Source organism: Nonomuraea diastatica (assembly GCF_004349015.1).
GTDB classification, from domain to species: domain Bacteria; phylum Actinomycetota; class Actinomycetes; order Streptosporangiales; family Streptosporangiaceae; genus Nonomuraea; species Nonomuraea diastatica.
This window is the reverse complement of sequence record NZ_SMKP01000165.1, coordinates 1-25,141: the sequence shown is the minus strand read 5'-3', so window position 1 is coordinate 25,141 and position 25,141 is coordinate 1. Positions and strand designations below refer to the sequence as shown.

Here is a 25,141-nt window from a genome sequence, read left to right as displayed (position 1 = left end):
CGGCGGCGTGGACGGCGGCGGCGAGCAGGTCGTGTTCCGGGTAGGACCAGCCGAAGCCGAAGCGGCGCCGGGTGTAGCCGAAGGCGATGCCGTTGAGCGGGTCGGCGAAGGCTTCGGCGCCCGCCGAACCGTCGTGGCCGAACGCGCTGGCGCTGAGGAACGCATACTGCAGACCCTTGGCCTGAAAGCCGAGCGCGTACCTGCCCTGCTCGCCGCGGACCAGGTCACCGCCGACGGAGTGCAGCTGGGCGAACTCGCCGACGGTGTCCGGCTTGAGCAGCGGGGCGCGTCCATTCACTCCCCCTCGGCCTCGGGCAACCCAGGTACAGGTCCAGCCCGTACGGGATCCGGATGCGCTCGTCGTAGACCTGCTGAAGCGAGTGCCCGCTCACCCGCCGGATCACCTCGTTCACCATGGCGAAGCAGACGAACCCGCCGTAGCCGTAGGCCGAACCGCGACGCAGGCGGTCACGTACGGCCTGCTGGCCCGCCGGCCGCGACTGCTGAACGCTCAATCGCGTAGCGGGAGGCGCACACGGAAGGTGGCGCCGACGCCGGGGTGGGAGTTGATCGAGACCTTGCCGCCGTGCGCGGTGACCACGGCCTGGACGATGGGCAGGCCGAGGCCGGCGCCGCCGCGGCGGGTCTCGTTCCCGTGCCGGTGGTCCACCCGGTAGAACCGCTGGAAGACCCGGGCGGCTTGCTCCTGGTCCAGTCCCGGTCCCTGGTCGGCGACCTCGATCAAGGCGTGGCCGTCCGCCGCGGCGACGCGTACGGCCGCCGGCGTTCCGTCGGGGGTGTGGTGGAGCACGTTGGCCAGGAGATTGCCCAGCACCTGGCGGAGCCTGGCGGCGTCGCCGGTCACCCAGACCGGCCCGTCGTGATCCAGCGACAGCGGCCGGTCGGGATCGACGGCCAGCGTGTCGGCCACCGCGTCGGCGGCCAGCTCGGTCAGCTCGACCGGGGCGCGGTCCAGCGGACGGCCCTGGTCGAGGCGGGCCAGCAGGAGCATCTCGTCCACCAGGGAGCCCATCCGAGTCGCCTCGGCCTCGATCCTGGCCATCGCCTTGTTCAGGTCGTCTTTGCGCACGGCCGCACCGCGACGGAACAGCTCCGCGTAGCCGCGGATGGTGGCGATGGGGGTGCGCAATTCGTGCGAGGCGTCGGCGACGAACCGGCGCAACCGGTCCTCCGACTCCTGCCGCTCGCGGAAGGCGCCCTCGATCTGGCCGAGCATCGCATTGAGCGCGTCGCCGAGCCGCCCGACCTCGGTGCCCGGTGGGGCCATCTCGATCCGCCGCCCGAAGTCTCCCGCGCCGATCGCCGCCGCGGTCTCGACGACGCGGTCCAGCGGGCGCAGCCCGCGGCGGATCAGCTGGGCGGCCAGCAAGGCCAAACAGGCCAGCCCGATCCCGGACGTGCCGATCAGCACGAATGCCACCCGTTCGGTCAGCTCGTCGCTGGCGGTGAGGAGCTGCTCCGGCGTGCTCAGCGCGAGCAGGCGGGAGTTGCCGGGCCCGCGCCAGTCCTGGATGGCGCCGAACGTCGCCCCGGCGGCCAGCGTCAGCGCCAGGGCCAGCAGGCCGACCACGGTGGTGACCAGACGGGCTCGCAGTGACATCAGTCCTCCCTGGGCAGACGCAGGACGTACCCGACGCGGGGCACGGTGTGGATGAGGGGCGGATCCACGGCGTCCACCTTGCGGCGCAGGTAGCTGATGTAGGTCTGCACCACGCCGTCGTTGCCGCCGAAGTCGTACTCCCAGACGTGGTCCAGGATCTGCCGCTTGGTCACCACCCGGCCGGCGTTGGCCACCAGGAAGCGCAGCAGCTTGAACTCGGTCGGGGTCAGGTCGAGCAGGGTGCCGTCCCGCCGCACCTCGTAGGCGTCCTCGTCGATGACCAGGTCCTGGAAGCTCAGCAGGCCGCTGCCCGGCTCGGCCCGTTTGGCACGGCGCAGCACCGCCCGGATCCGGGCGATCAGCTCCTCCAGGCTGAACGGCTTGGTGACGTAGTCGTCGCCGCCCACCGTCAACCCGCCGATCTTGTCCTCGGTCGCGTCCCGCGCGGTGAGGAACACCACGGGAACCTCTGTTCCGGTGGCGCGGATCCTGCGGCACACCTCGGTGCCCGGCACATCCGGCAGCATGATGTCCAAGACGATCAGGTCGGGCCGGAAGGAGCCGTTCATGGCGACGGCGGCTGCGCCGGTGGCGGCTGTCGCGGTTTCGAATCCCTCGTACGTCAGGGCGGTCGAAACGAGATCAGCGAGGTAGGGTTCGTCGTCCACCACAAGGATACGGCTCACACGCTCCAGTCTCACCCGGCGGGCGGGGTGACATCGCTCCAGGTCCACGATTCACATAAGCCTCTAAGAACGCCCGCACAGCCGTTGAAGATCATTTTGTTCCACTGGGTGCCATGGAGACACTCTCGGCCCTTGTCCTGCGACGCAAGGGACTGGTCGCCCTGCTGGCTCTGCTGGCGTTCTTCGTCGGCATGGGCGCCACACCCATCGCCATCCAACGCCTGTCGGAGGAGTACGCCCACCCGGGCATGCCCGCCTTCGACGCCAACCAGGAAATCGTCAAGATCTACGGGAACGGCGGTTACCAGCGGCCGTTCGTTCCTGTCGTCGTCCTGCCCGAAGGGCTGCGCGCGGACGCGAGCAAGGAGGCGATCGGCCGCGCCTACGCCGCGGTGGCGGCGAAGCTGCCCCAGGCCCGCACCGTGTCCTACGCTGACACCGGCGACCCGCGGCTGGTCGGCGCCGACGGCCGGACCACGTTCGGCCTGGTGTTCCCGGGCACCTACTCCGACGGCAGCCCGCCGGGCGGCGGGCTCGGCGAGACGCCCGACGAAAGCCCGATCATCGTCGGGGCGATGACCCCGCACCTCCCACCGGGCACCCAGGTGCACGTCACCGGGCTCGACACGCTCGCGCCTAGCGTGGACGCGGGCGGGGTGGACGTGCCCGCCAAGATCGGTCTCGGCGTGCTCGCCGCGGTGGCCGTGTTGTTCCTGGTGTTCCGCTCGATGCTCGCGCTCGTCCCCATCCTCATCTCGGTCATGTCGATCTTCGTGTCGTTCCTCGTGATCCTGCTGCTCACGCTCGTGATGACGGTGCACGACGTGGCCCTGACCACCATGCCGCTGCTCGGCCTGGGCATCGCCGTGGACTACTCGCTCCTGCTGGTCGCCCGCTGGCGGGAGGAGCAGGCCAACGGATTCCGCGGTGACGAGGCGGTGCACCGGGCCATGGCGGGCGCCGGGCGCGCCGTGCTGTTCAGCGGCGTAGCGGTCGCCGTCGGGCTGGTGACCATGGTGGTGCTGCCGGTGCCGTTCCTGCGCAGCCTGGGCATCGCCGGCATGATCATCGCCGCGGTGAGCGTGGCCGCGACGCTGACCGTGCTGCCGGTCCTGCTCGCCCTCACCGGCCAGCGGCTGGACCGCCGGGCCGAGACCGGCCGCCGCTTCGCCCGAGAGGCCGACGCCGGGCGGGCGTGGTCGGCCTGGGCCCGAGGCGTCGTACGGCTGCGCCGGCCCGGTGCACTGGTCTCCGGTGGCCTGCTGCTGGCGCTGGCGCTGACCGGCCTCGGCGTCAACCTGGGCCTGCCCGAGAGCCGCAACCTGCTGACCACCGGCCCCGGCCACGCGGGGCTTACCGCGCTCGCCAGCGCGGGCGTGCCCGCCGGCTCGATCACGCCGATCGACGCCCTGGTCACCGGCGACCCGGCGGCCGCCGTCGAACACATCAAGCAGGTCGAGGGCGTGGCCACCGTGCTCGCGCCGCAGACGTCCGCCTGGCGGCGCGACGGGACCGCGGTCATCTCGGTGCTGCCGGTGGCCGAGAACGGCAGCCCGGCCGGCGAGGCGACCATCGAACGCGTCCGCGCCGCCGTTCCGGACAACGTCCGCGTCGGCGGGAACGCGGCGCAGAGCTTGGACTTCCAGAGCCACACCTACGGCGCGTTCCCTTGGATGCTGGCTCTGATCGCGCTGGTCACGTTCGTGTTGCTGGCCCGGGCGTTCCGGTCGCTGCTGCTGCCGATCAAGGCGATCGTGCTCAACCTGCTCTCGCTCGGCGCGGTGATCGGCGCCATGGTGCTGCTGTGGCAGTTCGGCTTGGGCACCAGGGAGATCCTCGACATCCAGCCCACCGGCTCGATCGGTGAGTTCGTCCCCCTGACGGTCTTCGCCTTCCTGTACGGGCTGAGCATGGACTACGAGGTGTTCATCCTCGCCCGGATGCGTGAGGAGTACGACAAGACCGGTGACACCCGCCAGGCGGTCGTGGAAGGCGTCGGGCGTACCGGGCGGCTGGTGACCTCGGCGGCACTGATCCTGTTCATCTCGTTCGCGGCCCTGGCCATGACCCCGGAGCTGGACGTCAAGGTCTTCGCCAGCGGCCTGGCGCTCGGCATCCTGCTGGACGCCACGCTCATCCGCGGCGTCCTGGTCCCCGCGTTCGTGGCGATGATGGGCCGGTGGAACTGGTGGTTGCCGGGCTGGGCGGCACGTCTCCTGCGGGTCAGCCCCTCACCGCTGGCGGACGAGGCCCCCGAGCGGGTCCCGGAGTCCGTCGGCTGACGGACAAGCTCAGAAGAGGTCGGCCGGGAAGGGACACGCACTCCACCGTCACCTCCCCGGCGGAGCACGACCCCTTGGGCGAGTCCGTGCCCGGGACGACCCGCCCGGACAACGACTTCGCCGCCGGCGGCGGGCTGACCAGAAGCTCGACTGCTTCAGTCCTGAGCGGAGCTGCTCCGCGGCAGCCGGGTCGCCGGTCGGGGCTGCTCAGCCCTCCCACAGTTGAGAATGTCAGGCGTCCCGTCTGACGATCAAATCGTTCGCGGGTATTGCTACTGCGGCCAGGTAGATCGCCATACCGGCTAACGCGAACAGCTCACCACGGGCGAGGTGACCGGCGAGGTTGGGGAGCATGAGCGGCCCTAATCGCTCGCCCCACGGCGTCGGTAGGAGGTTGATGATCGTGGGGAGCACGAACAGAAAGGTCGCAACGGTTGTGATGGCCGCCGTCCCTGAGCGTGTGATGGCACCGAGGCCCAGCCCGACCAGGCCCGCCACCATCGTGGCCAGGCTCACGCTGAGCAGCCGTGCAAGCTCTTCGGTCAGCGGGCCGGCGGCACCAGGGATCGGCCGGTCCCCGACGATCAGGCGTGAGGTCAGGTATGAGGCGAGCACGGCCGTCAGTGCGACGGAGTGTGATGCCGGCTACGACCAGTGTCTTGGCGGCCAGAAACACGAGCCGCGCCGGTACGGCGGCCAGGCTCACCCGAATCGTGCCCGTCGCGTACTCGGAAGTGATGACCAGCACGGCGAACACGGCCATGCAGAGCTGGATCAGCGGGCCGACGGACTGGTCGATGGGCAAGGCGTGGAAGTGACCCGCCGTTCGGAGGGCAGGCTGTCCCAGAAGCGGGCCACGGTCCATGCCATGACGATGTTGAGCAGGCGGGTGGCGGCGGTCAGGCCGCCTGGCACGTGCCACCCCGTCGGGCAGCCGGGCTCAACCTGAGGCGGTGGATGGCCGACAGCGAGATGCCCGGTCGGTGCAATCATCTCCAACATGGCTCAACCCTCCCTCGCGACGAGAGACGAGCACATCAGAGCGGTGTCCGAAGTCCCGCCTCCACCCTGGGGTGGATGCTGGGCCGTGGACGCTCCACGCATTCACCCTGAGGATGATGAGCCTTCCTCAGCGACACGCGGGGTGACCAGTCCACTCTCACAAGCGATGATCACGAGTTGGGCCCGGTCGCGGGCGCCGAGCTTGGCCAGCAGGCTTCCCACATGGCTCTTCACGGTCGCCTGGGTGAGGTGAAGGTGGGCGGCGAGTTCGGTGTTGGACAAGCCGCGGGCGATCGATGACAGGACTTCACGCTCGCGGCCACTCATGTGCGGTCCTCAGCAGGCGGCGGCGTGGACGGCGGCGGCGAGCAGGTCGTGTTCCGGGTAGGACCAGCCGAAGCCGAAGCGGCGCCGGGTGTAGCCGAAGGCGATGCCGTTGAGCGGGTCGGCGAAGGCTTCGGCGCCCGCCGAACCGTCGTGGCCGAACGCGCTGGCGCTGAGGAACGCATACTGCAGACCCTTGGCCTGAAAGCCGAGCGCGTACCTGCCCTGCTCGCCGCGGACCAGGTCACCGCCGACGGAGTGCAGCTGGGCGAACTCGCCGACGGTGTCCGGCTTGAGCAGCGGGGCGCGTCCATTCACTCCCCAGACGGCCGCCGCGTACAGACCGGCCAGGCCGCGCGCGCTGCCCACCCCACCGGCGGACGCCTGGCCGTTCGCACGGACAGCGCGGGTGTTGGCGAAGGCCACCTGGTCCAGCGGCGGCGTGCTGTTGAGCCCGTAACCGATGCCGAGAATGCTGTGCGGACCGGGCACGTTCGACCAGAACGCGGCCTCCTGCTCCGGCGTGGCCGTCCACCACTCGATCGGCCGGAACCGGTCCTCCTCGGCCTCGGGCAACCCCAGGTACAGGTCCAGCCCGTACGGGATCCGGATGCGCTCGTCGTAGACCTGCTGAAGCGAGTGCCCGCTCACCCGCCGGATCACCTCGTTCACCAAGGCGAAGCAGACGAACCCGCCGTAGCCGTAGGCCGAACCGGGACGCCAGTACGGGCGCTGGGCGGCCAGGCGGCGCGCGATCACCGCGTCGTCGGCGAGCTCGGCCGCCGACAGCCCGCCGTCGACGCCGATGACGCCGGAGCGGTGCGTGAGCACGTCCCGCAACGTGATCGCGTCCTTGCCGGCGGCGGCGAACTCCGGCCAGTACCGGGCCACCGGCTCGTCGAGGTCCAGAAGCCCCTCCTGCACCAGCAGCGCCGCCACCAGCGTCGCGGCACCCTTGGTCGAGGAGTAGACCCCGGTCAGCGTGTCGCCGCCCACCTCGTCCCCAGCCCACAGGTCGACCACCCGCCGGCCGTGCACGTAGGCGGTCAGCTGCGAGCCCGCCTGGCCGTCCTGCTCGGCCACCACCGCGGCGAACGCCTCGCGCACCTGCTCGAAGCCGTCCGCGATCCTTCCGTGAACATCCGTCCTACCCATCGTCGGCAACCTTTCGTGGGTGTTGGTCGCCGGCATGACGGATGGTCCGGAGGAAAGGTGACCGGGCGCGTTCGCGGTCACCTTTCACTGGTTTGATGCGTCAGCTGTCTGACGTGGCTGAGATGAGAGGAATGCGATCGTGACGTCCCATGACTTTCTGGCCGACCAGTTCCAGGGGCACCGTCCCCATCTGAAGGCGGTCGCCTACCGCATGCTCGGCTCGCTGAGCGAAGCCGAGGACGCGGTGCAGGAGGCATGGTTGCGGCTGGCGCGTTCGGACTCGGGTGACGACCGTGGTGCGCAGCGAGCGGGGCCCGGAGTGCGGAGGCTACAGCGTGAGGGCAGAGCCGAGTGTGCTTTCGCGCGCGATCAGATGGGCATCGGCCGTGACCCTGCGTGCGGGCCGGTCGGTGCCCCCGATCTGCTCGGCGAGCATTTCGACCGCGGTCCGGGCGATCCCCGCCTTGTCAGGTGCGATGGTCGTGAGGGACGGAGTCGTGAGCCGGGCCGCTTCGATATCGTCGATGCCCACCACCGCGATGTCCGACGGCACCCGCACGCCCCGGGTGATCAATGCCCGGATGGCGGCGAGCGCCACCCGATCGTTGAGACAGAAGATCGCGTCGATGTCCGGGGCCTTCGCAAGCAGCTCGGCCACACTCGTGGCGACCTCCTCCGGATTGTGCGCGCCCCGAGGGCTGACGACCAGCGCAGGGTCGAATGGGATGCCATACGCATCGAGTGCCTTGGCGTATCCCTCGTGTCGGAGACCGGCCGCCTGTGGCTGCCCTGGGCGCCGCCGACCGCCCCGGGCGCCCAGCACGCCGATCCGGCGGCGGCCGATCTCGAGCAGGTGCGTCACAGCGGTCTGAGCCGCCTCCCGGCTGTCGATCGCCACGTTGTCGGCGGATCGCACCGGACGCTCGCCCAGCAGCACGAGGGGCGTCTTGTCCGGGCGGCTCCGCAGATATCGCTCGGACAGCGACCAGTGCTGAAGGATCACCCCGTCGATGAGGCGGCCGCGAAAGCCTTCGACGACCAGCTTCTCGCGTTCGAGGTCGCCCGCCGTACAGTCGATCAGAACGGTGAGGTCATGTTTTTCGGCCTCCCTGACGATCCGTTCCGCCAGCTCGGCGAAGTACGGGCTGCTCATGCTCGGCAGCGCGAGCGCGATGATCCCCGTACGCCCGCGCCGGAGGTTCCGTGCGGAGATGTTCGGCCGGTAGTCCAGCTCGATGACCGCTTCTTGCACCTTGGCCTTGGTCGCGGGCGTGAGGTAGGGGTATCCGTTGAGCACGTTGGACACCGTCTTGATGGAGACGCCTGCCAACTTCGCGACATCCTTGATCGTCGCACTCATCTCGCGAACTCCTCGTAACTACCGTGGCCGGGTCATCCGTTCAAGCGGAATCACACCGCACCGCCCAGCTGTCGTGCGCCTCCGCCAGCTCGGCAACGAGGCGAGGATGTCGCGCCGACGGGCCGTGCGGCTCCGTGGATCGCCGGCGATGTCGGACGGTTCCCGATCCCGCCTGGCTTGGCGCACCAGCTTCCATCGTCCGCGCCGGACGCCGAGTCTTCCTCGTACTTCCAGCATAGATCGCGTTCCACGGGTCGATGGCCCCGCCAGACCGGCAGCATGCTCATGCCTTCGAACGGCAGGGGCCCCGCACCGCCCGGTCGGGTGCCACCTGCCGCTTATCTACGTCGCGTAGCCGGCCGCGCCCAGCACCTGCGCTATCGTGACGCGTCGATCGCTCAGGCTTCCCGCGCAGCCGTACGGCCCGTCGTCCGCACGCCGATGCCGCTCCGGAGGACGAGCCGGATGTTCGTCACGGAGCAGGCGCCTCGATCAATGTGATCGAGTGCGCCGGGAACGTGTGCTTGACGCCGGTGCCGGTTCTAGGCGCGGTCGTGGTCGTCGTCTTCACCGCGTCCGGGTCGTCCTTGGTATTGAAGCTGCTGATCTCAGCGCCGTTCAGCGTGTGCACCCTGACCTCGCCGCTCCCGGGCAACGCGACGTTCGCCGTCACCGGGGTGTCGCGGTCCCGGTTGAGGACGAACAGCCGTACGGAGCCATCGGAGCTGCGGGTGGTGAGCACGCGCAGCGCCTTGAAGCCGCCGTCGCCGCCGGGGTTGTTCACGACCTCGTTCTCCACCGGCCTGGTCCCGGCGAGCCCGCCGGCGAGCCTCAGCATCCGGGCCCGCGCGGTATCGATGAAGTCCGGCGCGCCGCCGAACAGTTCGCCCGCCGTCGGGCCCCCGGCGTTCAGGTTGGAGGAGATCGCGAGCGGCATGCCATGCTCGATCATTCCGACCAGCAGGTCCGCATGGATCAGCGTCGTGGAGACCGACCCGGCCCAGCCCTTCGGAGCCGGACCGGTGCCGGGCTGCTTGATCTGGCCGTACTCGCTGACCTCGAGGTACGGCTTGTCCTTGTCCGGCCCGAAGCGGTCGATGGCAGCCGTCAGCCGGTCGAGCTCGTCGCGGATCACATTCTCGGCGAGAGCCATCGCACTGTCATGAATCTTCTCCGGAGCGCCACCGACGTCCGGCCGAGCGTACAGGTGCACCCCTACGCAGTCGTACGGCTTGTCCTTGCCCATCAACTCGACGAACTTCGTGGTCTCCCATGCCGAGCAGATGTCGATCGACGGGTCGGCCTTCTTCATCGCCTTGTAGTAGTCGACGAAGCCCGGATGCGGTCCCGAACCGTAGTCGGCCCGGATCCTCGCGCCTTCCGCGGGGATCCGGCCGTGCTTCCCGTCGCCGAACCGGATCTCGCCGCGCTTCGCATCGATGCTGTAGACGGCGTCGTCCGGACCGGCCTGGCTCAGGTTGCCGACCGCGCGCCATTCCGCGCCGTCCACCCGTACGACCTGGCTGCGGGGGACGACCGGCGGATACCAGACCTGGAACCTCTGGCTCGCCGCGCCGTTGCTCACCGCGGCCGATTCACGATGGTCGCACTCTTTGCCGACCGGCTGGTCGATCTGCCGTTGTGTGCCGCCCAGGACGTACTGCCGGAGCCGGGCGTCGAGATCCTCGGCACGCCAGTAGCGCTGGTTGCCGAGGTACAGCTCGTTGCCGAGCTCCCAGGCCCTGATGCCGTACGGTTCGGCGTGTCCGTTGTCGGCGCGTACCTTCGCCCAGTCCTTGCCACCGTTGGGGTTCGACCCGACCGGGGCATTGAGATACTCCACGAAGTCCGCCGCGTCCGCGACCGTCTGTGTGGTCGCGTTCGTCATGATCGTGGTTCTGGCGCCGATCTGTCCGACGAAACGCTGGTTCTCGTCAGGACCATAGATGCTGTCCATCGGCTCGGCTCCGCCGACGAAGCCGCCGCCGACCTGGCAGCCGCGGCCGGCTTGTGACCCAATGGCCTTCTTCCAGTTGAAGAGGTTCGCGACCGTCCCGCCCGGGTAGCGGACGAGGCCGACCCCGGTCTGCCTGGCGAGATCGACCATGCGTGGCACCGGCTTGCCGGCGGCGTCGTCCCACATCCCGAGGCCCTTGGCGGGCCAGCGGTGGTTCGCCCCGATGATCTCGCGTGGCACCTTCCCGGCGATCGGAGTGTCGCTCACCTTGATGACGGTGTCCGCCCGCCCCGAGGCGTCGCCGGATGCCGCACCTGGCGTCGCAGCCACGGTCACCAAGGCGATGGAGGCCGCGGCGTATGAGATGAACCGTTTCATTGTGAATCCTCTGACGTAGTGGCGACCTGCCCGAAGACGTCGCCGATCTCCTTAACGAGCACGCCGCGGAGCGCCGTGCGGTCCCGTTGGTAGGCGTGATCCTCCGTGATGTTCCGTTCCGGCGTACGGATGGAGCATCGACCGCGTCCGTCCGCGCGTTCCAAATCACCGGGTCCATGCCGTAGGGCACAGACTTCGCCGCCACATAAGACCTGGTGGGCCCCATCTCCGGCCGCCCGGCCAGGTCGGCGAGCGAGATTCCCGCACCGGGATCCGGCCATCGCACGCCGGCGTCATGGGGATCGGCGTACTTCGTGGCGAACGGCGGCTCCGCCACCTCGCGGGGCTCGGCTGACAGGCCGGCCGCGAAGCTCCCGGGCAGCCGGACCGCACAGCGATCGATGATCTGGTCGTACGGCCGGGGCACGACCATCGGCAAGTGCGGCGCGTCGAACCAGCACACCGCGAACCCGGGCCGGGAGTCCAGCCGCTCCAGGAACCTGGCGCTCTGGCTGGGCATCCGCCTGTTCCACAGGTTCGCCCGCGCAGGGCAGAACAAGGGGAACGGCGTGTGGCAGCCGTCGAGCTCCGTCGACGTCTCCGCGAGCGCGTCGAGGTGCGGTGTACGGGTGGCCCGATTGCCGGCGTATCCGTGGGTGTCCCAGCGCTGCTCATCGCTGAGCACAACGAGCACGTTCAACGGCACGCTTCCTTGGACGGATTTAGTATAACGTTGTAGACAACGTTATAGATGCGACCCTCGGCCGGCAACAGCAGGAGGCCAGATGCCCGCGATCCTGTTCATCACCGCGGACCAGCTGCGCAAGGACGCGCTCGGCTGTTACGGCGGCCGGGCGGTGGCGACGCCGCACCTGGATCGGATCGCCCAGGAGGGCACGGTCTTCGATCGCGCCTACACGGCGAGCCCTCTGTGCCTGCCCAGCCGGAGCTCGCTGCTGACGGGGCGTTATCCGCGAAACCACGGCGCCTACAGCAACTTCCGCGACAAGCCGCTATCGGTGGACGTGCCGAACCTCTACCAGGCGCTGGGAGCTGAGGGTTATTCCGTCGGGCACATCGGCAAGTGCCATTACGCGCCGGTGCCGTACTCCGCCACCGGCCCCGACCGGACCCTGCCGTACGACTCGTTCCGGGATTACTACCTGAGCCTCGGTATCGAGCATCTGGCGTTGCAGGACGACAAGCAGGTGTCGGTCTGGTTCTACGACGACTACGCGCGGGAATTGGAGGCGGCCAGCCTGTTGAAAGGCTACCGGGACGCCGTTTGGGATCAGGCGGCCCGCGCGGTGTTCCCTTTCCCCGGTCCGGCGGAGTGGCATCCCGATGCCTGGGTCGGCCGCAAGGCTCGCGAATGGACCGACTCCTGCGACGAGGAGCGCCCGATGTTCGCCTGGGTCTCCTTCAGCGGTCCGCACTTCCCGTTCGACCCTCCTGAGGAGTATCTCTCCCGGGTCGACGAATCGCTGGTCGGCGAGCCCGACGTGGACCCGTCCGAATGGGCGGAGCCCGGCCGGTTGCACTACCAGAGCTTCCATGGCCCCTCACGGGGACGCATGGAGGGCGGCGGATTCCACGACCGTGATCCAGCGTACTGGCGGCGGCTGCGCCACCATTACCTCGCCAACGTGGCGCTGATAGACGACCAGGTGGGACGCCTGATCGCCGCCGCCGAGGCGCGGTTCGGCGACGATCTGGTCGTGGTGTTCACCTGCGACCACGGTGAGATGCTGGGCAATCACGGGTTCTGGGGCAAGCGGCGCTGCTTCTACGAGGATGTGCTCAACGTGCCGCTGCTGCTGCGCAGGCCCGGGGGTGCGGGCGGGGGCACCCGGACCGACCGCCTCACCAGCCTGGTCGATGTCTTCCCCACGCTGCTCGGCCACGCCGGTGCCGAGGCCGTCCCCGGGATCGACGGCCGGCATCTCGACTCCGGCGGCCATCGGCATGTCTTCGCCGAGAGCGAGCGCTTCCAGGTGGTCACCGACGGCCTGCTCAAACTGGTGCACGCCCAGGTCGATGATGTCGTGCACACGGAGATGTACGACCTCACATCGGACCCGCGAGAGACGCACGACGTGGCCGGGTCCCCGCGGTACGCCGAGGCACAGCGCGACCTCCAGGCGGCCGCCCTCCGGGGACTGGTGGATACGGCGCTGCCCTGATCAGCGCTTGCCGAGGGCGTGGTCCTTGCGCGGCCACCAGTCCGGCGACGCAGGCAAAGACAACAGACGCCGAGCGACGGCGCACACCCTGGCCAAGCCTGGTTCCGGCGCCAGGGCCGACGCGGGGATCATCATGGTGCATCGTGGCGACAAACGATCAGGGGATGTGGCGGTGCCAGTCCAGCAGGTAAGCGGTGCGGGTGAGGATGTCCAGCAGCGCACGCTGGGGCAGCCGGTCATGGGCGCGCCGTCGCCCAGTACCGCGAACAGCGGAGGCTCGTGTATGAGCGCCGTTCTGACCAGTTCGGGACGGCGTGACAGCAGGTCGATGAGGCGGAACGCGCCCAGACGGCCGCCCCAGAGGGCCGCCGGAGCGAGACCGCGAGCGATCCTCGGCGCGAGCAGGGCCTGTCTCGCCACACATCCCTCCGACATGTGCGTCGCGCTCGCCGCGCTGGACGCCGTGGTGGAGGTGGAGAGCGTGCGCGGGGTCCGCCGTATCCCGCTCTGGCCGGCTTCCACCGGCCGCCCGGCGACACCCCGCACCTCGAGGCCGAGCGGGCCGCGGACAGCTGATCACCGCCGTCCGCACGCCACCACCGCCGTGTGGTTGGCCGCCGATTTTCGCCATTCCGGGCTGGCTGGCAGGAGACGTTCGGCCAGTACGTCGAGCCGACCCAGCGTGACCTGGCCCGGCACCCGCTCCTGCGGGCGAGCCTGCTCATCGAGGTGCCGCTCGACGGGCTGCCGCCGGAGCCGGAGGGTCCGCACGATCGGGTCGAGGAGAGCGCGGCACGGGCGGTGTCGGTGCTCACCCGGACTCTGAACGACGTGGCCGGGCCGGTGCTCGACCAGGGCCGTCGAGCTTGAGCGTCCTGGCCTGGATGAGCACGATCAGCGAGCTCACGGTCACGGTCAGCGCGGCGGCACCGGTGATGTCGACGGGGCGATGTGACCCGGCGCGTACGGCCAGCCGGAGGCAGAAGGGCACCGCCAGGATCGACAGCACCGGCAGCACGACGGTGACGCGCCAGCTCAGCCAGGCCGTCACCATCCCGCCGAGCAGCGTGGCGGAGGAGGCGAAGAGAGCCATGACCACGCCGTATCGCGCGAGCACCCATAGGCGGTCACCGGCGTCCACGCCCGCGAGCAGCGCGGCGCCGACCGCCGCCGTGCCGCCGGACCCCGCCGCCAGCAGCAACCGCCCGGCTACCAGGGCGCCGAGGGTGGGCGCCACGAGGCACAGGAGCGCGCCGGCGACGAGCGTCAGCGCCGCGATCAGCAAGGTGGTGCGCGCCCCTCGGGAGTCGGCCAGCCGTCCGAAGACGGCGGTGCCGACGCCGAGCGCCAGCGCGTGCGCGGTGAGGACCCAGGCGACCTGGGCGGGGCCCGCGTTCAGCGCCACAGCGACCTGGGGCAATGCCACGGCGGCAGCCGTGACGCCGAAGACGGCGGGGCCGAACAGGCCGCCGAGCCGCACGGCGGTCGACAGCGGGCCGATCCGGCCGGGAGAGGGTTCGATCCCGGTGACGGGCGCGGCGGTCATCGGGAGCTCCTCAGCGAGCGCCAGGCGGCGGCATCCACGAAGTGCACGTCGTAACGTTCCTGCTCCGGCAGCAGGCTGTCGAAGGGCGCCAGGCCGTGCTGGACCCGCGCCAACTGCCGGAAATAGCCGAAACGCTCGACACCTGGTGCCAGAACGGACAGCAGCTCGGTGTCCGTCCCCGGCGTCGCGCCGAAGGCGTGCGGCACGCGCGGCGGCACGACGACGAGCCCGCCTTCCGAGACGGTTGCCACCTCCTCACCGACGAGGAACTCCATCACTCCGTCCAGGACGTAGAACAACTCGGTGGAGAACGCGTGGAAGTGCGGATTGGCGCCGTCGCGGCCCGCCCCCAGCGTGAGCCGGTTGGCGCCGAGCGCGCCCGCAGTGCCACTCGCGTCGGCGAGCAGGGTGAACGCGCCGCCCGCGGGAAGTGCGACGACCTCCGCCGCCTCCGCGGGCACGACGAGGGCCTGCGATCCCGTGTACGTCATCTTCAGCTCCTTCCTGATACGGGATCCATTGGAGGCCGGGAACAAGCCGCGAACCAGCATCGGTTATGACCTGGGGTCATCACGAATCGAGATAAATCGGGGCGCCGGTGGAATTGCGACAGTTGACGTACTTCGTGGCAGTCGCCGAAGAAGGCGGTTTCGGCCGGGCGGCCGAACGGCTCAGCATCGTGCAGTCGGCGGTGAGCCAGCAGATCGGCCGGCTCGAACGCGAGCTGGGCGTGCCGCTGTTCGACCGTTCGACCCGGCACGTGCGCCTGTCCGGCGCGGGCGAGCGCCTGCTGCCCGAGGCGCGCGCGGTCCTGGCCGCCGCGCACCGCGCCCGGCAGGTCGCCGCCGACATCCGCGCGGGCGCCGACGGGGTCCTGCGTCTGGGCATCGTGCAGGGGCCCGGCGACCGGATCTACCGCACGCTCAACGAACTGGCCGCCGTCGCGCCGCGGCTCCAGGTCCGCCCGCGCCGGCTCCCCCTGCCCGCCCGCCTGTCAGCCGTGCGCTCCGGCGAGCTCGACGCGGCGCTCGTCCGCGCGCTCGCCGACGCGCCCGGCCTGGAGCTGCTCCCGATCTGGACGGACCCGCTGTACGCGGCGCTGCCCGCCGGTCACCGGCTGACGCGCGCGGCGGAGCTCAGGCTCGAAGACCTGGCGGACCTCCCCCTCCGGCTCGCCCCGCGCGAGGACAACCCGCCCTTCCACGACCTGGTCACCGACGCCTGCCGGGAGGCGGGGATCGCCCCGCCCGCCGGGCCGCCGTTCACGACCTTCCAGGAGACCCTGTCCGACCTCGGCGTCGGCGCCCCGTCGTGGACGGTGTTCTACGAGGTCACCGGCCTGCCGGAGATCCCCCGGGTCGCCATCCGCCCGCTGGCGGGGCTCACGCTGACCACCTCGCTGGCCGTCCCCCCTGGCCCGCCGACCCCGGCCGTCCGTCATCTGCTCGACACCCTGATGCGCCTCACCTGACCGCAGCCGGGCTGGGCGTCCTTGACGCCGTCGATGAGCTCGCGCAGGATGTCGATCTGGCCGTTGTGTCGGGCGGCCTCCTCCGCCAGGTGGCCGATCATCCAGCGCGGCGTGAGGTGGTCCCCCTGGCTGTTGGTCCCACGGACACGGCGTCCAGGTCGATGCATCGGCCAGCAGCATGGGATACCTCGCGTCCACGCGTGAGGCGTAGACGGGGTAGACCGTCTTGAGCGGGTTGCCCCGGGCCACCACCTCGCCGCCAACCGCCTGCCTCGTCCGCGCTCTTGTCGCCAGCGGATGCCGTGGACGCGGCGAAGGTTGTCGGCTGCTCGACTGCCACGTTTTGTCCGGCTGCATCGAGCCTGTGCAGGCTTGAGCGTGCGATGGCCGACGCAGACCAGGACGGCGGACGCAACCACACTCGCCCCAGGGCCGTTTGAGGTGGGCATCCGGGAGTGAACGCCGCCTGATCAATCAAGCGCCGGCGCTGGTACGGAAATCGGGCGATCCGGCGCTGATCACCGCCACGGCGTCGAGCTCACTTCGTTTGCGTCGGCGGCTTTCAAACCCAAGCGCGGCATTCGCTCCACGGCATAGGGAGGCAAAGCCTCCGGTTGTGCTAGCGTGAGCATAACCGAAGGACTTCCCTTCGGTTAGCGTGATGAGAAGGTCATGAACCACACCGAATCGCATAGCGGCAAAGCAGCCGCCCTCGACGCGCGCTCTGACCTGCCAGCGGCCCGCCGTCCACGTCCCGTCGCATTGGACGTCGCCGCAGGGGCGATCGCGGCATTGGCCGCGGCCATAGTGGCGATCTTGACGTTCGGGGTGCAGGCCACCGTGGCTCCGCACGAGGTGCCCCTTGGAGTCGTGGCCTCCGGATCGGCGCCTGGCGCATCGACCGAGCACCTGGTGGATCAGCTCGCCGCGGCAAGCGGCGAGGCCGTGTCGTGGCGACGGCTCGGCGAGGAAGAAGCGAATGACGCACTCGTCACCGGCGGGATCATGGGCTTCCTGACCCTGTCGATCGATCCAGGCGGAGGCGTCGAGGCGAAGGTGACGACGGGTGGGACGGCTCACCCGAACGCGACAGCGGCGGCCGAACAGATGCTACGGCAAGCCGCGACGGCGATCATGACAGCCGCGCCGCCCGTAGCCACGGTTCTCCATCCCGTTTCCGCGGCCGGCCGGGTCATCCCACTCGCCCTGGTATCGGTTCTCTGGATCGCGGGGATGGTGGGCACGGTCGTGGCACGCCTGTTGCGCCGCCGCGCGGGCATCGATGCCTCCGAAAGTGGAATCGCCATGGTCATCGCCTTCGGCCTCATCGCCCCTGCCGTGATGTTCGCCACTGTCGGGTCATGGGAATCCGGTATCGCCTGGACCGCGGAAGCGATCGCTTTGATCTTCCTGATAGCCATGGCCTTTTCCGCGCTCCACGGTGCACTCGCACGTTTGCTTGGCTGGGCGAGCCTCCCGCTGATCAGTCTGATCTACCTGATAGGCGCACCGATGGCGACTCAACCACCGGAGTTGCTCGCGCCCGCATACCGCGTCTTGGCGTGGTCGTGGAGTCCTCTGCGCATAACGGTCGACCAACTCCGAGCTCTCTTGTTCGCCCCGCAGCAGTCAAGCGCGCTCGCTGTCGTCGTTCTCGGTGTCTTCCTCCTGACAGGACTCCTCATCATGCTGTTGCCACAGCACCCGAAAGTCGCCCGCCGGACCAATGCTTGAGATCTGTGGATCAGCGACGACGGGACCGAACTCGCCTACGACGGCCTCGTCATCGCCGCCGGCGCCCGACCCCGGGCCGTTCGACGGCGTCCACACGCTGCGCACCATCGAGGACGCGCTCGCGCTCCGGGCGGAGCTGGCGTCCGGGCACGAACATGTCCTGGTCATCGGCGGCGGTTTCACGCGGAATGGCGTGCCCGTGGGCGCCGTCGCGGCCAACCTCCCCAAGGAGCCGATCAGGCTCAAGCGAGCGATCACGGCACGCCAGACGTCCTGACTACGATCGCCGGTAGCATGACGACATGATGCGCGGCCTCGGCGAGCTCGAATCAACGATCATGGATCGGATATGGGCCCGACGGCGACCGGCCACCGTCCGAGACGTGCTCGAAGATCTCCGGCAGGACAGGACGATCGCCTACACCACCGTGATGACCGTGATGGACAACCTCCACACCAAGGGCCTGCTCAAGCGGCAGTCCGCCGGCCGGGCCTACGTCTACGAGCCGGTGGCCTCGAAGGAGGCGTACACCGCCGACCTGATGCGCGGTGTGTTGGCGGTCAGCGGCAACCAGGCCGCCACTCTCGTGCACTTCCTGGAACGGCTCACGCCGGAGGAGGCCACGGCGCTGGAAGCCGCGCTCCAGGTCATCTCGCCAAGGGGCGGATCGGGCTGATCGCAGCCGCGGTCCTGGTGCTCTACACGGTCGTCGCCGCCATCTGGCTGCCGGAACTCGGACGGCGAGCCGCGGGCTGGGCCGAACGGCGCCGCGGCTCGCGATCGCCGTCTGGCAGGCGGCGATCGCCTCCGTGGTCGCATCCGCCGTGCTGGCAGCCCTGGCGTTCGCCGTGCCCGCCGATGTCGTGGGCCACGGCCTGGCCGGGCTGTTCGAGGCCTGTGCCGACCTGCTCAGCGACGGCGAGGGCCTGACTCCTGAGGGTGCCGCAGCCTTGGTGGCGGCCGGCTCGGTGCTGGTCAGGGTGCCCTACTGCGTGCCGGGCCGGCACTCCCAGATGGTCATCACCACGGGAGCCATGCGCAGCCTGGGCCCTGAGCAGGTGGCCGCGGTGCTGGCGCACGAGCAGGCGCATCTGCGCGGACGGCATCACACCTCGTGCTGGCCGCCGGCGAGGCCATGGCCAGGGCGTTCCCCGGAGTCCCGCTGTTCGAACGGGCCAGGGTGGAGATCGCGCGGCTGGTCGAACATCTCGCCGACGACGTCGCCGCCCGCCGCCACCCGCGCACGCAGATCGCCGCCGCGCTGGTCCGGCTGGCGACCGGCCGCGCGCCGGCGTTCACGCTGGGCGCGGGTGGCGAGACAGCCCTCACCCGCGTACGCCGCATGCTCAATCCAGAAGCGCCGCTCGGCCGCCGTGAACGCCTGACAGGACTGCTCACCGTCGCCGTGCTGCTGGGCGGGCTCGACCAGCCCCAGCCCAGCCGCCGCGACAACGAGAGCCGTCTACGTGCGCAGGCCGTCGCCCTGCCTGAGCTACTCCCGGGATCGTCGTGCCGCGGCCACGAAGATCGGTAGCGCCAGGAACATACGACTCATCCGTGCTCGCTCGTTCTGCTCGGCCACCCACGCCGCTTCCTGTTCTGGGGTGATTGCTCCGGTGGTGCGGGCGCCTTCCGCGATGCCGGTGAGCATGGGCAGCATCGCGGCATCAGTGAAAACGCCCACGTGCGCCTCCACCACGACATCCTCGAAGCCGCCCTCCAGGAACAGGTTGCGGTAGCGACGGGCCGCCCACGGATGGGGAATCATGTCGGCACGTGCGTGCACGATGGTCCGTGTGAGCGCCGGATCGTCGGAATCGATGATAAAGGTGTCCCAGTCCTGGCCGATGAGCACGATCCGTCCGTCGGGCGCGAGCACCCGCCTCGCCTCCTTCAGCGCCCTGGCGGCGTCGGCGAGTTCATGAAACACCTTGTCGGCCCGGTATCCGGCGACCTCCCTGTCGTCAAGCGGCAGGTCGAACGCGTCACCGACCCTGAAGTCGGCTCCTGGCCAGCGTCGCCGGGCCACTGCGATCATTTTTTCGCTGACGTCCACGCCGGTGGCCCGCCTCCCCTGCTCCGCGAGTTCGGCGACCGCGCGTCCCGCGCCGCAACCGACGTCGACCACCGCCGCACCGTCCGGGAGGTCGAGCAACTCGTACGACCGCGCACGCAACGCGACAGCCTCGGGCATCACGTCGACGACATCGAGCATGCGGATCAGTGAATCCGTGTGTTCCGTCGTTTTGGACATGCGAGCCAGCATGCGACTTAATGTCGACATGAAGTCAACCGCGACCATGAGCATCGGCGACGTTGCGCAGCGATTCGGGCTGGCGACTCATGTCCTGCGCCATTGGGAGACGACGGGCCTGCTCACCCCCGCCAGGGTAGGCGGCGAACGCCGCCGCTACGGGCCTGATGACCTCTACCGCGTGGCCGTCATCATCCGCGCGAAGGAAGCCGGATTCAGCCTGGACGAGATCCGCGAGATGATGACCACCTCTGACGCGGCAGAGCGGCGAGCTGTCCTGCTGCGCCGCAGGGCGGAGCTCGCCCGGCACATCGCCGAAGCACAGGCGTCGCTCGAACTGATCGACTGCGCGCTCGAGTGCGATCACGAGGACTTCAGCGGTTGTCCCCATTTCCAGGCCGTGGTGGCTGAGCGGATCTCCCTGTCACCCCCACAACACATACGCGGGTGAGCCCGGCTGCCCGTCTCGCAGCTCCCGCGCTCTACGATTAGCCGTAGTACTCAACCCTGCGGTCGCCGTGGGGATGGCCGGGGCGGGCATGGCGGACAGCATGAACGCCGGAGGTGGCAAGGATCGCAGTACGGCAATTCTCGACGTGGTGCTCGATCCCAGCGTCACGTCCTTCCATCGCCGAACTCGCTCGAATGATCGCCATCGGTGACGAACGGTCCGCGACCACGAGGGGGCGCGGGTTCCCGTAACCGCTCCAGCGCAGCCACCTGCGGCGGGGCCGAGGTCGCGGCAGCCGGTGGATTCCCAGGGAGCCCACGCGCGAAGCGGGTGCGCCTCGGTCGGCCGGCGGACTCGCCAAGCACCAGCACGCCGGTGACCAACGTCACGACCACGAACCGTGTGAGCAGAAGCACCATCCACCGCAGAAACTATGCCCCATAGTCACTCTGCCATTATGCGAGCCCTGATCCAGCTCTCACGACGTGCCGGCGGAAGTCATCGGGCTGGTCAGAACGCCCGATCGTCCTGTATACCCCTTACGGGTACAGTCTACCGATCCACCACTAAGGAGGATCATCTTGGACCACAGCGGTCACCACCACGCGAGCCCCGAACCAACTGCGTCCAGCGAACACGAACACGCCGGGCATCACCCCGCCACCCCGCCCTCCACCACCTGGGGCATGGCCGCGCAGGCAACCCTGCACTGTTTGACCGGGTGTGCCATCGGCGAGGTGCTCGGCATGGTCATCGGCACCTCAGTCGGCCTGTCCGACATCGCCACCGTGGCGCTGGCAGTGGGGTTGGCCTTCGTTTTCGGCTACGCGCTGACGATGCGTGGCGTGCTGCGTACCGGAGTGGACTTCCGCACCGCGTTGCCCGGATCATGCCGGTGACCAGCGCGGCGAGCGCCAGCAGCACGATGACGTACGAAACCGTCGGCTCCATCGCGAGGTGCGCTCCCCGCACGGTGGCGACGGTCCGGCTGGTCACCGCCGTGACGTCGAGTGCGGTGTAGGCGGCGACCGCGCCCGGTGACGCCGGATCCCGCCGGCATGTGCCGTCGGCGTACCGGATGCCCGGATAGCCGGGCATCCCGGTATCCCTCGTTTCGAGGGTCTTCGCCAGCTCCTTCGCCTCAGCGTCAGGCCGGCAATACCGGCTCAGTCGCATCGGAGAGGCACGCGCACTTGACGGATACCCCCTGGGTGTATATATCTTCTACATACCCCCAAGGGGTATAGGACGGCGCCAGCGGATTCGTTGCCGCCGTTATACCCTACCCCGGTAATATATTGGAGAGGTCATGTCCGCACCATCCCCTAGGCGATGGACCGCCCTGGCGCTGATTGCCGCTGCGCAATTCATCGTCATCATGGACACGTCGATCATCGGCGTAGCCCTTCCCCGCATCCAGGAGGATCTCGGCTTCTCCCAGGAGAGCCTGTCCTGGGTCTTCAACGCCTACGTGGTCGCCTTCGGTGGGTTGCTCCTGCTCGGCGGCCGGCTGTCCGACCTGCTCGGCGCCCGGAGGATGTTCGGCACGGGCTGGCTCATCCTGCTCATCGGCTCCCTGGTGGCCGGCATCGCTCCCGATGTCTGGGTCGAGCTCACGGGCCGCGCGGTGCAGGGCGTCGGCGCCGCCCTGATCGCACCGTCCGCCCTCACGCTGCTGATGATGTTGTTCGGCCACGCCCCCAAGGAACTCACCAAGGCCCTGGCTCTGTACGGCGCCGCCGCCCCGGCGGGCGGCACCGCGGGAGTGTTCCTCGGCGGCGTCATCACCGAGTACCTGAGCTGGCCCTGGGTCTTCTTCATCAACATCCCCATCGCGATCGTCGCCCTGCTCGCCACCGGCCCGCTGATGCCCGCAGCCCAGGCCCGGCGCGGCTCCGTCGACGTGCTGGGCGCGCTTACCGTCACACTCGGTCTCGGCGCAGCCGTCTACGCCATCGTCCGGGCACCCGAGGTCGGCTGGGGCTCTGCGCAGACCTGGCTCGTGCTGGCCGCAGCCGTGGTGCTGCTGGGGGCGTTCGTCGCGATCCAGGCCCGCCGCCGCGAACCGCTGATGCGCCTGTCCATCTTCCGCACCCCGAACCTCGCCGCCGCCAATCTCACCCAGCTGCTGCTCGGCGGGGCGTGGATCCCGATGTGGTTCTTCCTCAACCTCTACCTGCAACAGGTTCTCGGCTACAGCGCTTTCCCCAGCGGGGCGGCCCTGCTGCCGATGACCGTCCTCATCATGATCGGCATGATCGTCCTGGCGCCCAGGGCCATCGGACGGTTCGGCCCCAAGGCCACGACCGTCATCGGGCTGGCCCTGCTCGCCGTCGGCATGGTGTGGCTGGCGTTCATCCGTCCCGACGGCAGTTTCGCCGCCGACGTCCTGCCGGCCAGCCTCGTCGCCGCGCTGGGCATGTCGCTGGCGTTCATCCCGTCCCTGGGCACCGCCATCTCCTCCGCCCGTCCCGAGGAGGGCGGCCTGGCCTCCGGCATCGTCAACACGAGCTACCAGGTCGGCTCCGCGCTCGGCCTCGCGGCCATGACCGCGGTGGCCGCCGCCCACGGCTCCGGTCAGCTCGGCAACCTGCCCGCCCTGACCGACGGCTTCTCTGCGGCGTTCATCGGAGCGGCCGGCATCGCCCTCGCCGGCGCGCTCCTCGCCGCCGGCACCATGCGTACGCGCGGGATCGGGCACGCCGAGCCCGCCGAAGAGACCGCCTCCGTCCGCAGCTGATGCCGCCCATGGTCGGTCGGCCAACAGTAGGCCGCGATTTCCGCGCCCGGCTCCCACACTTGGGAGCCGGGCGCACCCGCGGTAGTGTGCTACGCCCGCCAGCAGCTGGAGAGCCTCGCCGCCCACCTCGAAGGCCATCCCGCTCTGGAAAACACCCCCGACATCACTGAGGCCGATCCGGAGCGAGCGGCCCGGCGGCTTGACCGAGCGCTGCTGCTGTGGCGCGGCACACCCGCCGAGGACACCCCGCTGACCGGCACCATGGCGGCGCGCTTCGCTGAACTGGAGGAGCGTTTGGCCGGGGCACGCTTTGACTGGGCGGACCGGCTGCTGCAGCTGGGCATGGAAGCCGAAGCGGTGGGCGACCTACGGCGCTTCACCCGTGAGTACCCGCTACGCGAACGGGGCTGGCTGCAACTCATGCTGGCGCTGTCGCGGTTGGGCCGGCGGGAGAAGCGCTGGAGACCTATCAGCAGGCGCGGACCGTCCTCAGCGATGAGCTCGGCATCGAACCCGGCTCCGAGCTGCGCCAGCTCCAGGCCGCCATCCTCTCGGGAGACACGCCCGAGCCCGCTCGCCCAGCGCACGCCTCGGTCGGCCAGAAAGAGTCCGCACCGGGCCCGGCCACATCGACGGCACTTCAGGCCCGGAGGGACCGGGCGACGAGTCCCCACGTCGGTGCGCCCGACTATGGAGCTCCGGCCCAGCCCCTGGCGATCTGCCAGCTTCCCCCGGATATCGCTGACTTCGTAGGCAGGACAGGAGAAGTGGCGACCCTTCTGGCCGCGTTACGCGCCCCCGACGCCCCGCCCGGCATTGCCCGGCCACGCGTGCCCCTACCCACCGCGCCGACCATCGCGGCCATCACGGGACCACCCGGAATCGGCAAGAGCACGCTCGCGGCCCGCGTCGCCCACCTCGTGCGTCCCGACTTCCCCGACGGCCAGCTCTACCTGCGCATGTCGAGCGGCTCATCCGGGCCGAGAGAGCCCTACTCCCTGCTGGCCGAGCTGTTGCGGGGCCTGCAGACGGACGGTTCCGACCTCCCCGGCACCCTCGAAGGGCGGGCCGCCCTGTTTCGGTCTTTGGTGGCCGACCGCGCCATGCTGATCGTGCTGGACAACGCGGCCAGCGCCGATCAGGTAAGCCACCTGCTGCCGGGTACGCCGCACAGCGCTGTGCTGGTGACCAGCCGCGGGCCCTTGACCGCACTACCCGGTGTGACCACCGTGCCGCTCGGCCTCCCAGCTGAGGACGAGGCACGAGCTCTGCTCGAGGGCATCGCAGGTGAGACCAGAGTACGCAGCGAGCCCGAAGCGGCTCGGGAGATCCTGCGTGCCTGCGGCTACCTGCCCCTCGCCATCCGCATCGCCGGGGCTCGGCTCGCGACCCGGCCGGGCTGGCCGCTGCGCACCTTCGCGGCACGGCTGGCCGACAACGCGGCGCGGCTGGACGAGCTGGCGATCGGGGGCCAGGACGTGCGGGCCGGGTTCGCAATGAGCTACGACACGCTGCCCGACGTAGCCCGCCGGGCGTTCCGGCTGCTCGGGCTGGCGGGTCTCGACAGCGCGGCCGACTGGAGCCTTGCGGCACTGATGGGAGTAAAGCAGCGAGCAGCGGAAGCGGCGGCCGAGATTCTCGCCTTGGCCGGTCTGCTCGGCGCTGAGGAGGTGGATCTATGCGGGCAGCCCCGCTATCGCATGCACGACCTCCTCCAAGACTTCGCCCACGAGCGCGCCGAGGCGGAGGAGAGCCCGGCCGCGATGCCGGCGGTCCATGCGCGCCTGCTCGACCGAGTCGAACTCGACGCCCGAGCGGCGGTTCCCGACCCAGCGGCTCCAACAGCTCTGAATTCCCCGGGTCCGAGGCGTCCCCCGGGAGGCCGCCCGTTCGTCGCCTGGATATGAGTGACAACTTTTCCGTCCCTCCGCGCGGGCGGCACAGCCGCATCGACGCCGGCCTCCAGAGCGACAGCCGAGGGTGAGACACCTCGATG

General features: G+C 69.8%; 26 protein-coding genes and 4 pseudogenes. 18 read left to right on the top strand and 12 right to left on the bottom strand.

Going from position 1 to position 25,141, the window contains the following annotated elements; genetic code table 11:
- The 3 genes from E1294_RS39880 to E1294_RS39870 form a co-directional block, all read right to left on the bottom strand.
- Positions 1-298: beta-lactamase family protein (locus E1294_RS39880; RefSeq protein WP_165977730.1), on the bottom strand; the 298-nt coding region annotated here is incomplete at its 3' end.
- A gap of 213 nt (positions 299-511) precedes the next feature.
- Entirely contained in the window at positions 512-1,621 is a 1,110-nt protein-coding gene (locus E1294_RS39875) for a sensor histidine kinase (RefSeq protein ID WP_132516150.1), read from the bottom strand.
- Positions 1,621-2,307: a response regulator transcription factor gene (locus tag E1294_RS39870; protein ID WP_132516149.1), complete on the bottom strand. Its 687-nt coding sequence runs from the start codon at positions 2,305-2,307 to the stop codon at positions 1,621-1,623. The genes E1294_RS39875 and E1294_RS39870 overlap by 1 nt, the downstream gene beginning before the upstream one ends.
- A gap of 113 nt (positions 2,308-2,420) precedes the next feature.
- On the opposite strand from E1294_RS39870, the gene E1294_RS39865 reads away from it, so the two are divergent.
- The gene (locus E1294_RS39865) at positions 2,421-4,589 is read left to right on the top strand and encodes an MMPL family transporter (RefSeq protein WP_132516148.1); all 2,169 of its coding nucleotides are present in this window, start codon (positions 2,421-2,423) and stop codon (positions 4,587-4,589) included.
- Between the two features lie 231 nt (positions 4,590-4,820).
- Here E1294_RS39865 and E1294_RS39860 read toward each other — a convergent pair whose 3' ends face one another.
- Positions 4,821-5,204, bottom strand: coding sequence for a hypothetical protein (locus E1294_RS39860; protein ID WP_132516147.1), 384 nt, complete (start codon positions 5,202-5,204; stop codon positions 4,821-4,823).
- A gap of 44 nt (positions 5,205-5,248) precedes the next feature.
- On the opposite strand from E1294_RS39860, the gene E1294_RS53435 reads away from it, so the two are divergent.
- On the top strand, positions 5,249-5,407 hold the full coding sequence (locus tag E1294_RS53435; RefSeq protein ID WP_165977729.1) for a hypothetical protein: 159 nt from the start codon (positions 5,249-5,251) through the stop codon (positions 5,405-5,407).
- Between the two features lie 286 nt (positions 5,408-5,693).
- Here E1294_RS53435 and E1294_RS39855 read toward each other — a convergent pair.
- Positions 5,694-5,918: pseudogene (locus E1294_RS39855) on the bottom strand (response regulator transcription factor); the annotation flags it as partial.
- 9 nt (positions 5,919-5,927) lie between these two features.
- Positions 5,928-7,070: a serine hydrolase domain-containing protein gene (locus E1294_RS39850; protein ID WP_132516145.1), complete on the bottom strand. Its 1,143-nt coding sequence runs from the start codon at positions 7,068-7,070 to the stop codon at positions 5,928-5,930.
- Between the two features lie 139 nt (positions 7,071-7,209).
- Here E1294_RS39850 and E1294_RS39845 point away from each other — a divergent pair.
- Positions 7,210-7,356, top strand: a pseudogene (locus tag E1294_RS39845) (sigma factor); the annotation flags it as partial.
- A 42-nt stretch (positions 7,357-7,398) separates the two neighbouring features.
- Here the strand turns inward: E1294_RS39845 and E1294_RS39840 are convergent.
- On the bottom strand, positions 7,399-8,430 hold the full coding sequence (locus E1294_RS39840) for a LacI family DNA-binding transcriptional regulator (protein WP_132516144.1): 1,032 nt from the start codon (positions 8,428-8,430) through the stop codon (positions 7,399-7,401).
- A gap of 472 nt (positions 8,431-8,902) precedes the next feature.
- Positions 8,903-10,765, bottom strand: coding sequence for an alpha-L-arabinofuranosidase C-terminal domain-containing protein (locus E1294_RS39835; protein WP_132516143.1), 1,863 nt, complete (start codon positions 10,763-10,765; stop codon positions 8,903-8,905).
- A gap of 401 nt (positions 10,766-11,166) precedes the next feature.
- Here E1294_RS39835 and E1294_RS56535 point away from each other — a divergent pair, with 401 nt between their 5' ends.
- From E1294_RS56535 to E1294_RS39815, 3 genes are all read left to right on the top strand, one after another.
- The gene (locus tag E1294_RS56535) at positions 11,167-11,496 is read left to right on the top strand and encodes a hypothetical protein (protein WP_246083632.1); all 330 of its coding nucleotides are present in this window, start codon (positions 11,167-11,169) and stop codon (positions 11,494-11,496) included.
- A gap of 54 nt (positions 11,497-11,550) precedes the next feature.
- Positions 11,551-12,948: a sulfatase-like hydrolase/transferase gene (locus E1294_RS39825; RefSeq protein WP_132516141.1), complete on the top strand. Its 1,398-nt coding sequence runs from the start codon at positions 11,551-11,553 to the stop codon at positions 12,946-12,948.
- A gap of 606 nt (positions 12,949-13,554) precedes the next feature.
- A complete protein-coding gene (locus tag E1294_RS39815; RefSeq protein ID WP_181958629.1) occupies positions 13,555-13,818 on the top strand; it encodes a hypothetical protein in 264 nt (87 codons plus the stop codon).
- Here E1294_RS39815 and E1294_RS39810 read toward each other — a convergent pair.
- The gene (locus E1294_RS39810; protein ID WP_132516140.1) at positions 13,760-14,494 is read right to left on the bottom strand and encodes an MFS transporter; all 735 of its coding nucleotides are present in this window, start codon (positions 14,492-14,494) and stop codon (positions 13,760-13,762) included. The two genes, E1294_RS39815 and E1294_RS39810, sit on opposite strands and share 59 nt — an antisense overlap.
- On the bottom strand, positions 14,491-14,985 hold the full coding sequence (locus E1294_RS39805; RefSeq protein WP_132516139.1) for a cupin domain-containing protein: 495 nt from the start codon (positions 14,983-14,985) through the stop codon (positions 14,491-14,493). The genes E1294_RS39810 and E1294_RS39805 overlap by 4 nt, the downstream gene beginning before the upstream one ends.
- Positions 14,986-15,107: 122 nt before the next feature.
- Between E1294_RS39805 and E1294_RS39800 the strand changes: the two genes are divergently transcribed.
- Positions 15,108-15,965 carry a LysR family transcriptional regulator gene (locus tag E1294_RS39800; RefSeq protein WP_246083631.1) on the top strand — a complete coding sequence of 286 codons (858 nt, stop codon included), beginning with the start codon at positions 15,108-15,110 and terminating at the stop codon, positions 15,963-15,965.
- On the opposite strand, the gene E1294_RS54995 is transcribed toward E1294_RS39800, so the two are convergent.
- Positions 15,932-16,132, bottom strand: a complete 201-nt coding sequence (locus E1294_RS54995) for a mycothiol transferase (protein WP_220448194.1) — start codon at positions 16,130-16,132, stop codon at positions 15,932-15,934. The genes E1294_RS39800 and E1294_RS54995 overlap by 34 nt on opposite strands.
- A gap of 505 nt (positions 16,133-16,637) precedes the next feature.
- On the opposite strand from E1294_RS54995, the gene E1294_RS39790 reads away from it, so the two are divergent.
- The 5 genes and pseudogenes from E1294_RS39790 to E1294_RS56530 all read left to right on the top strand — a co-directional run bounded on the left by E1294_RS39790 (position 16,638) and on the right by E1294_RS56530 (position 19,234).
- Positions 16,638-17,699 carry a hypothetical protein gene (locus E1294_RS39790; RefSeq protein ID WP_132516136.1) on the top strand — a complete coding sequence of 354 codons (1,062 nt, stop codon included), beginning with the start codon at positions 16,638-16,640 and terminating at the stop codon, positions 17,697-17,699.
- Entirely contained in the window at positions 17,692-17,976 is a 285-nt protein-coding gene (locus E1294_RS54990) for an NAD(P)/FAD-dependent oxidoreductase (protein WP_220448193.1), read from the top strand. Before E1294_RS39790 ends, E1294_RS54990 begins: the two co-directional genes overlap by 8 nt.
- A 25-nt stretch (positions 17,977-18,001) precedes the next feature.
- Positions 18,002-18,376, top strand: a complete 375-nt coding sequence (locus E1294_RS39780; protein ID WP_132516135.1) for a BlaI/MecI/CopY family transcriptional regulator — start codon at positions 18,002-18,004, stop codon at positions 18,374-18,376.
- Between the two features lie 337 nt (positions 18,377-18,713).
- A pseudogene (locus E1294_RS58450) lies at positions 18,714-18,800 on the top strand (M48 family metalloprotease); the annotation flags it as partial.
- Positions 18,801-18,814: 14 nt separating this feature from the next.
- Positions 18,815-19,234 carry a M48 family metalloprotease gene (locus E1294_RS56530; protein WP_246083629.1) on the top strand — a complete coding sequence of 140 codons (420 nt, stop codon included), beginning with the start codon at positions 18,815-18,817 and terminating at the stop codon, positions 19,232-19,234.
- Here the strand turns inward: E1294_RS56530 and E1294_RS39770 are convergent.
- Complete coding sequence (locus tag E1294_RS39770; RefSeq protein ID WP_246083628.1) at positions 19,193-19,966, bottom strand: methyltransferase domain-containing protein; 774 nt, start codon at positions 19,964-19,966, stop codon at positions 19,193-19,195. The genes E1294_RS56530 and E1294_RS39770 overlap by 42 nt on opposite strands.
- 34 nt (positions 19,967-20,000) lie before the next feature.
- On the opposite strand from E1294_RS39770, the gene E1294_RS39765 reads away from it, so the two are divergent.
- From E1294_RS39765 to E1294_RS39740, 6 genes and pseudogenes are all read left to right on the top strand, one after another.
- Positions 20,001-20,405, top strand: a complete 405-nt coding sequence (locus E1294_RS39765; protein WP_220448192.1) for a MerR family transcriptional regulator — start codon at positions 20,001-20,003, stop codon at positions 20,403-20,405.
- 581 nt (positions 20,406-20,986) lie between these two features.
- The gene (locus E1294_RS56525) at positions 20,987-21,304 is read left to right on the top strand and encodes a DUF4396 domain-containing protein (RefSeq protein WP_246083627.1); all 318 of its coding nucleotides are present in this window, start codon (positions 20,987-20,989) and stop codon (positions 21,302-21,304) included.
- Positions 21,301-21,426: a hypothetical protein gene (locus E1294_RS57545; protein ID WP_281284581.1), complete on the top strand. Its 126-nt coding sequence runs from the start codon at positions 21,301-21,303 to the stop codon at positions 21,424-21,426. Before E1294_RS56525 ends, E1294_RS57545 begins: the two co-directional genes overlap by 4 nt.
- Positions 21,427-21,714: 288 nt before the next feature.
- Entirely contained in the window at positions 21,715-23,145 is a 1,431-nt protein-coding gene (locus tag E1294_RS39755; RefSeq protein WP_132516133.1) for an MFS transporter, read from the top strand.
- Positions 23,146-23,229: 84 nt separating this feature from the next.
- Positions 23,230-23,684: pseudogene (locus E1294_RS56520) on the top strand (AfsR/SARP family transcriptional regulator); the annotation flags it as partial.
- A 228-nt stretch (positions 23,685-23,912) separates the two neighbouring features.
- Positions 23,913-25,052 (top strand): AAA family ATPase, encoded by a 1,140-nt coding sequence (locus tag E1294_RS39740; RefSeq protein ID WP_132516132.1) that lies wholly within the window; start codon positions 23,913-23,915, stop codon positions 25,050-25,052.
- The last annotated feature ends 89 nt before the right edge of the window (positions 25,053-25,141 follow it).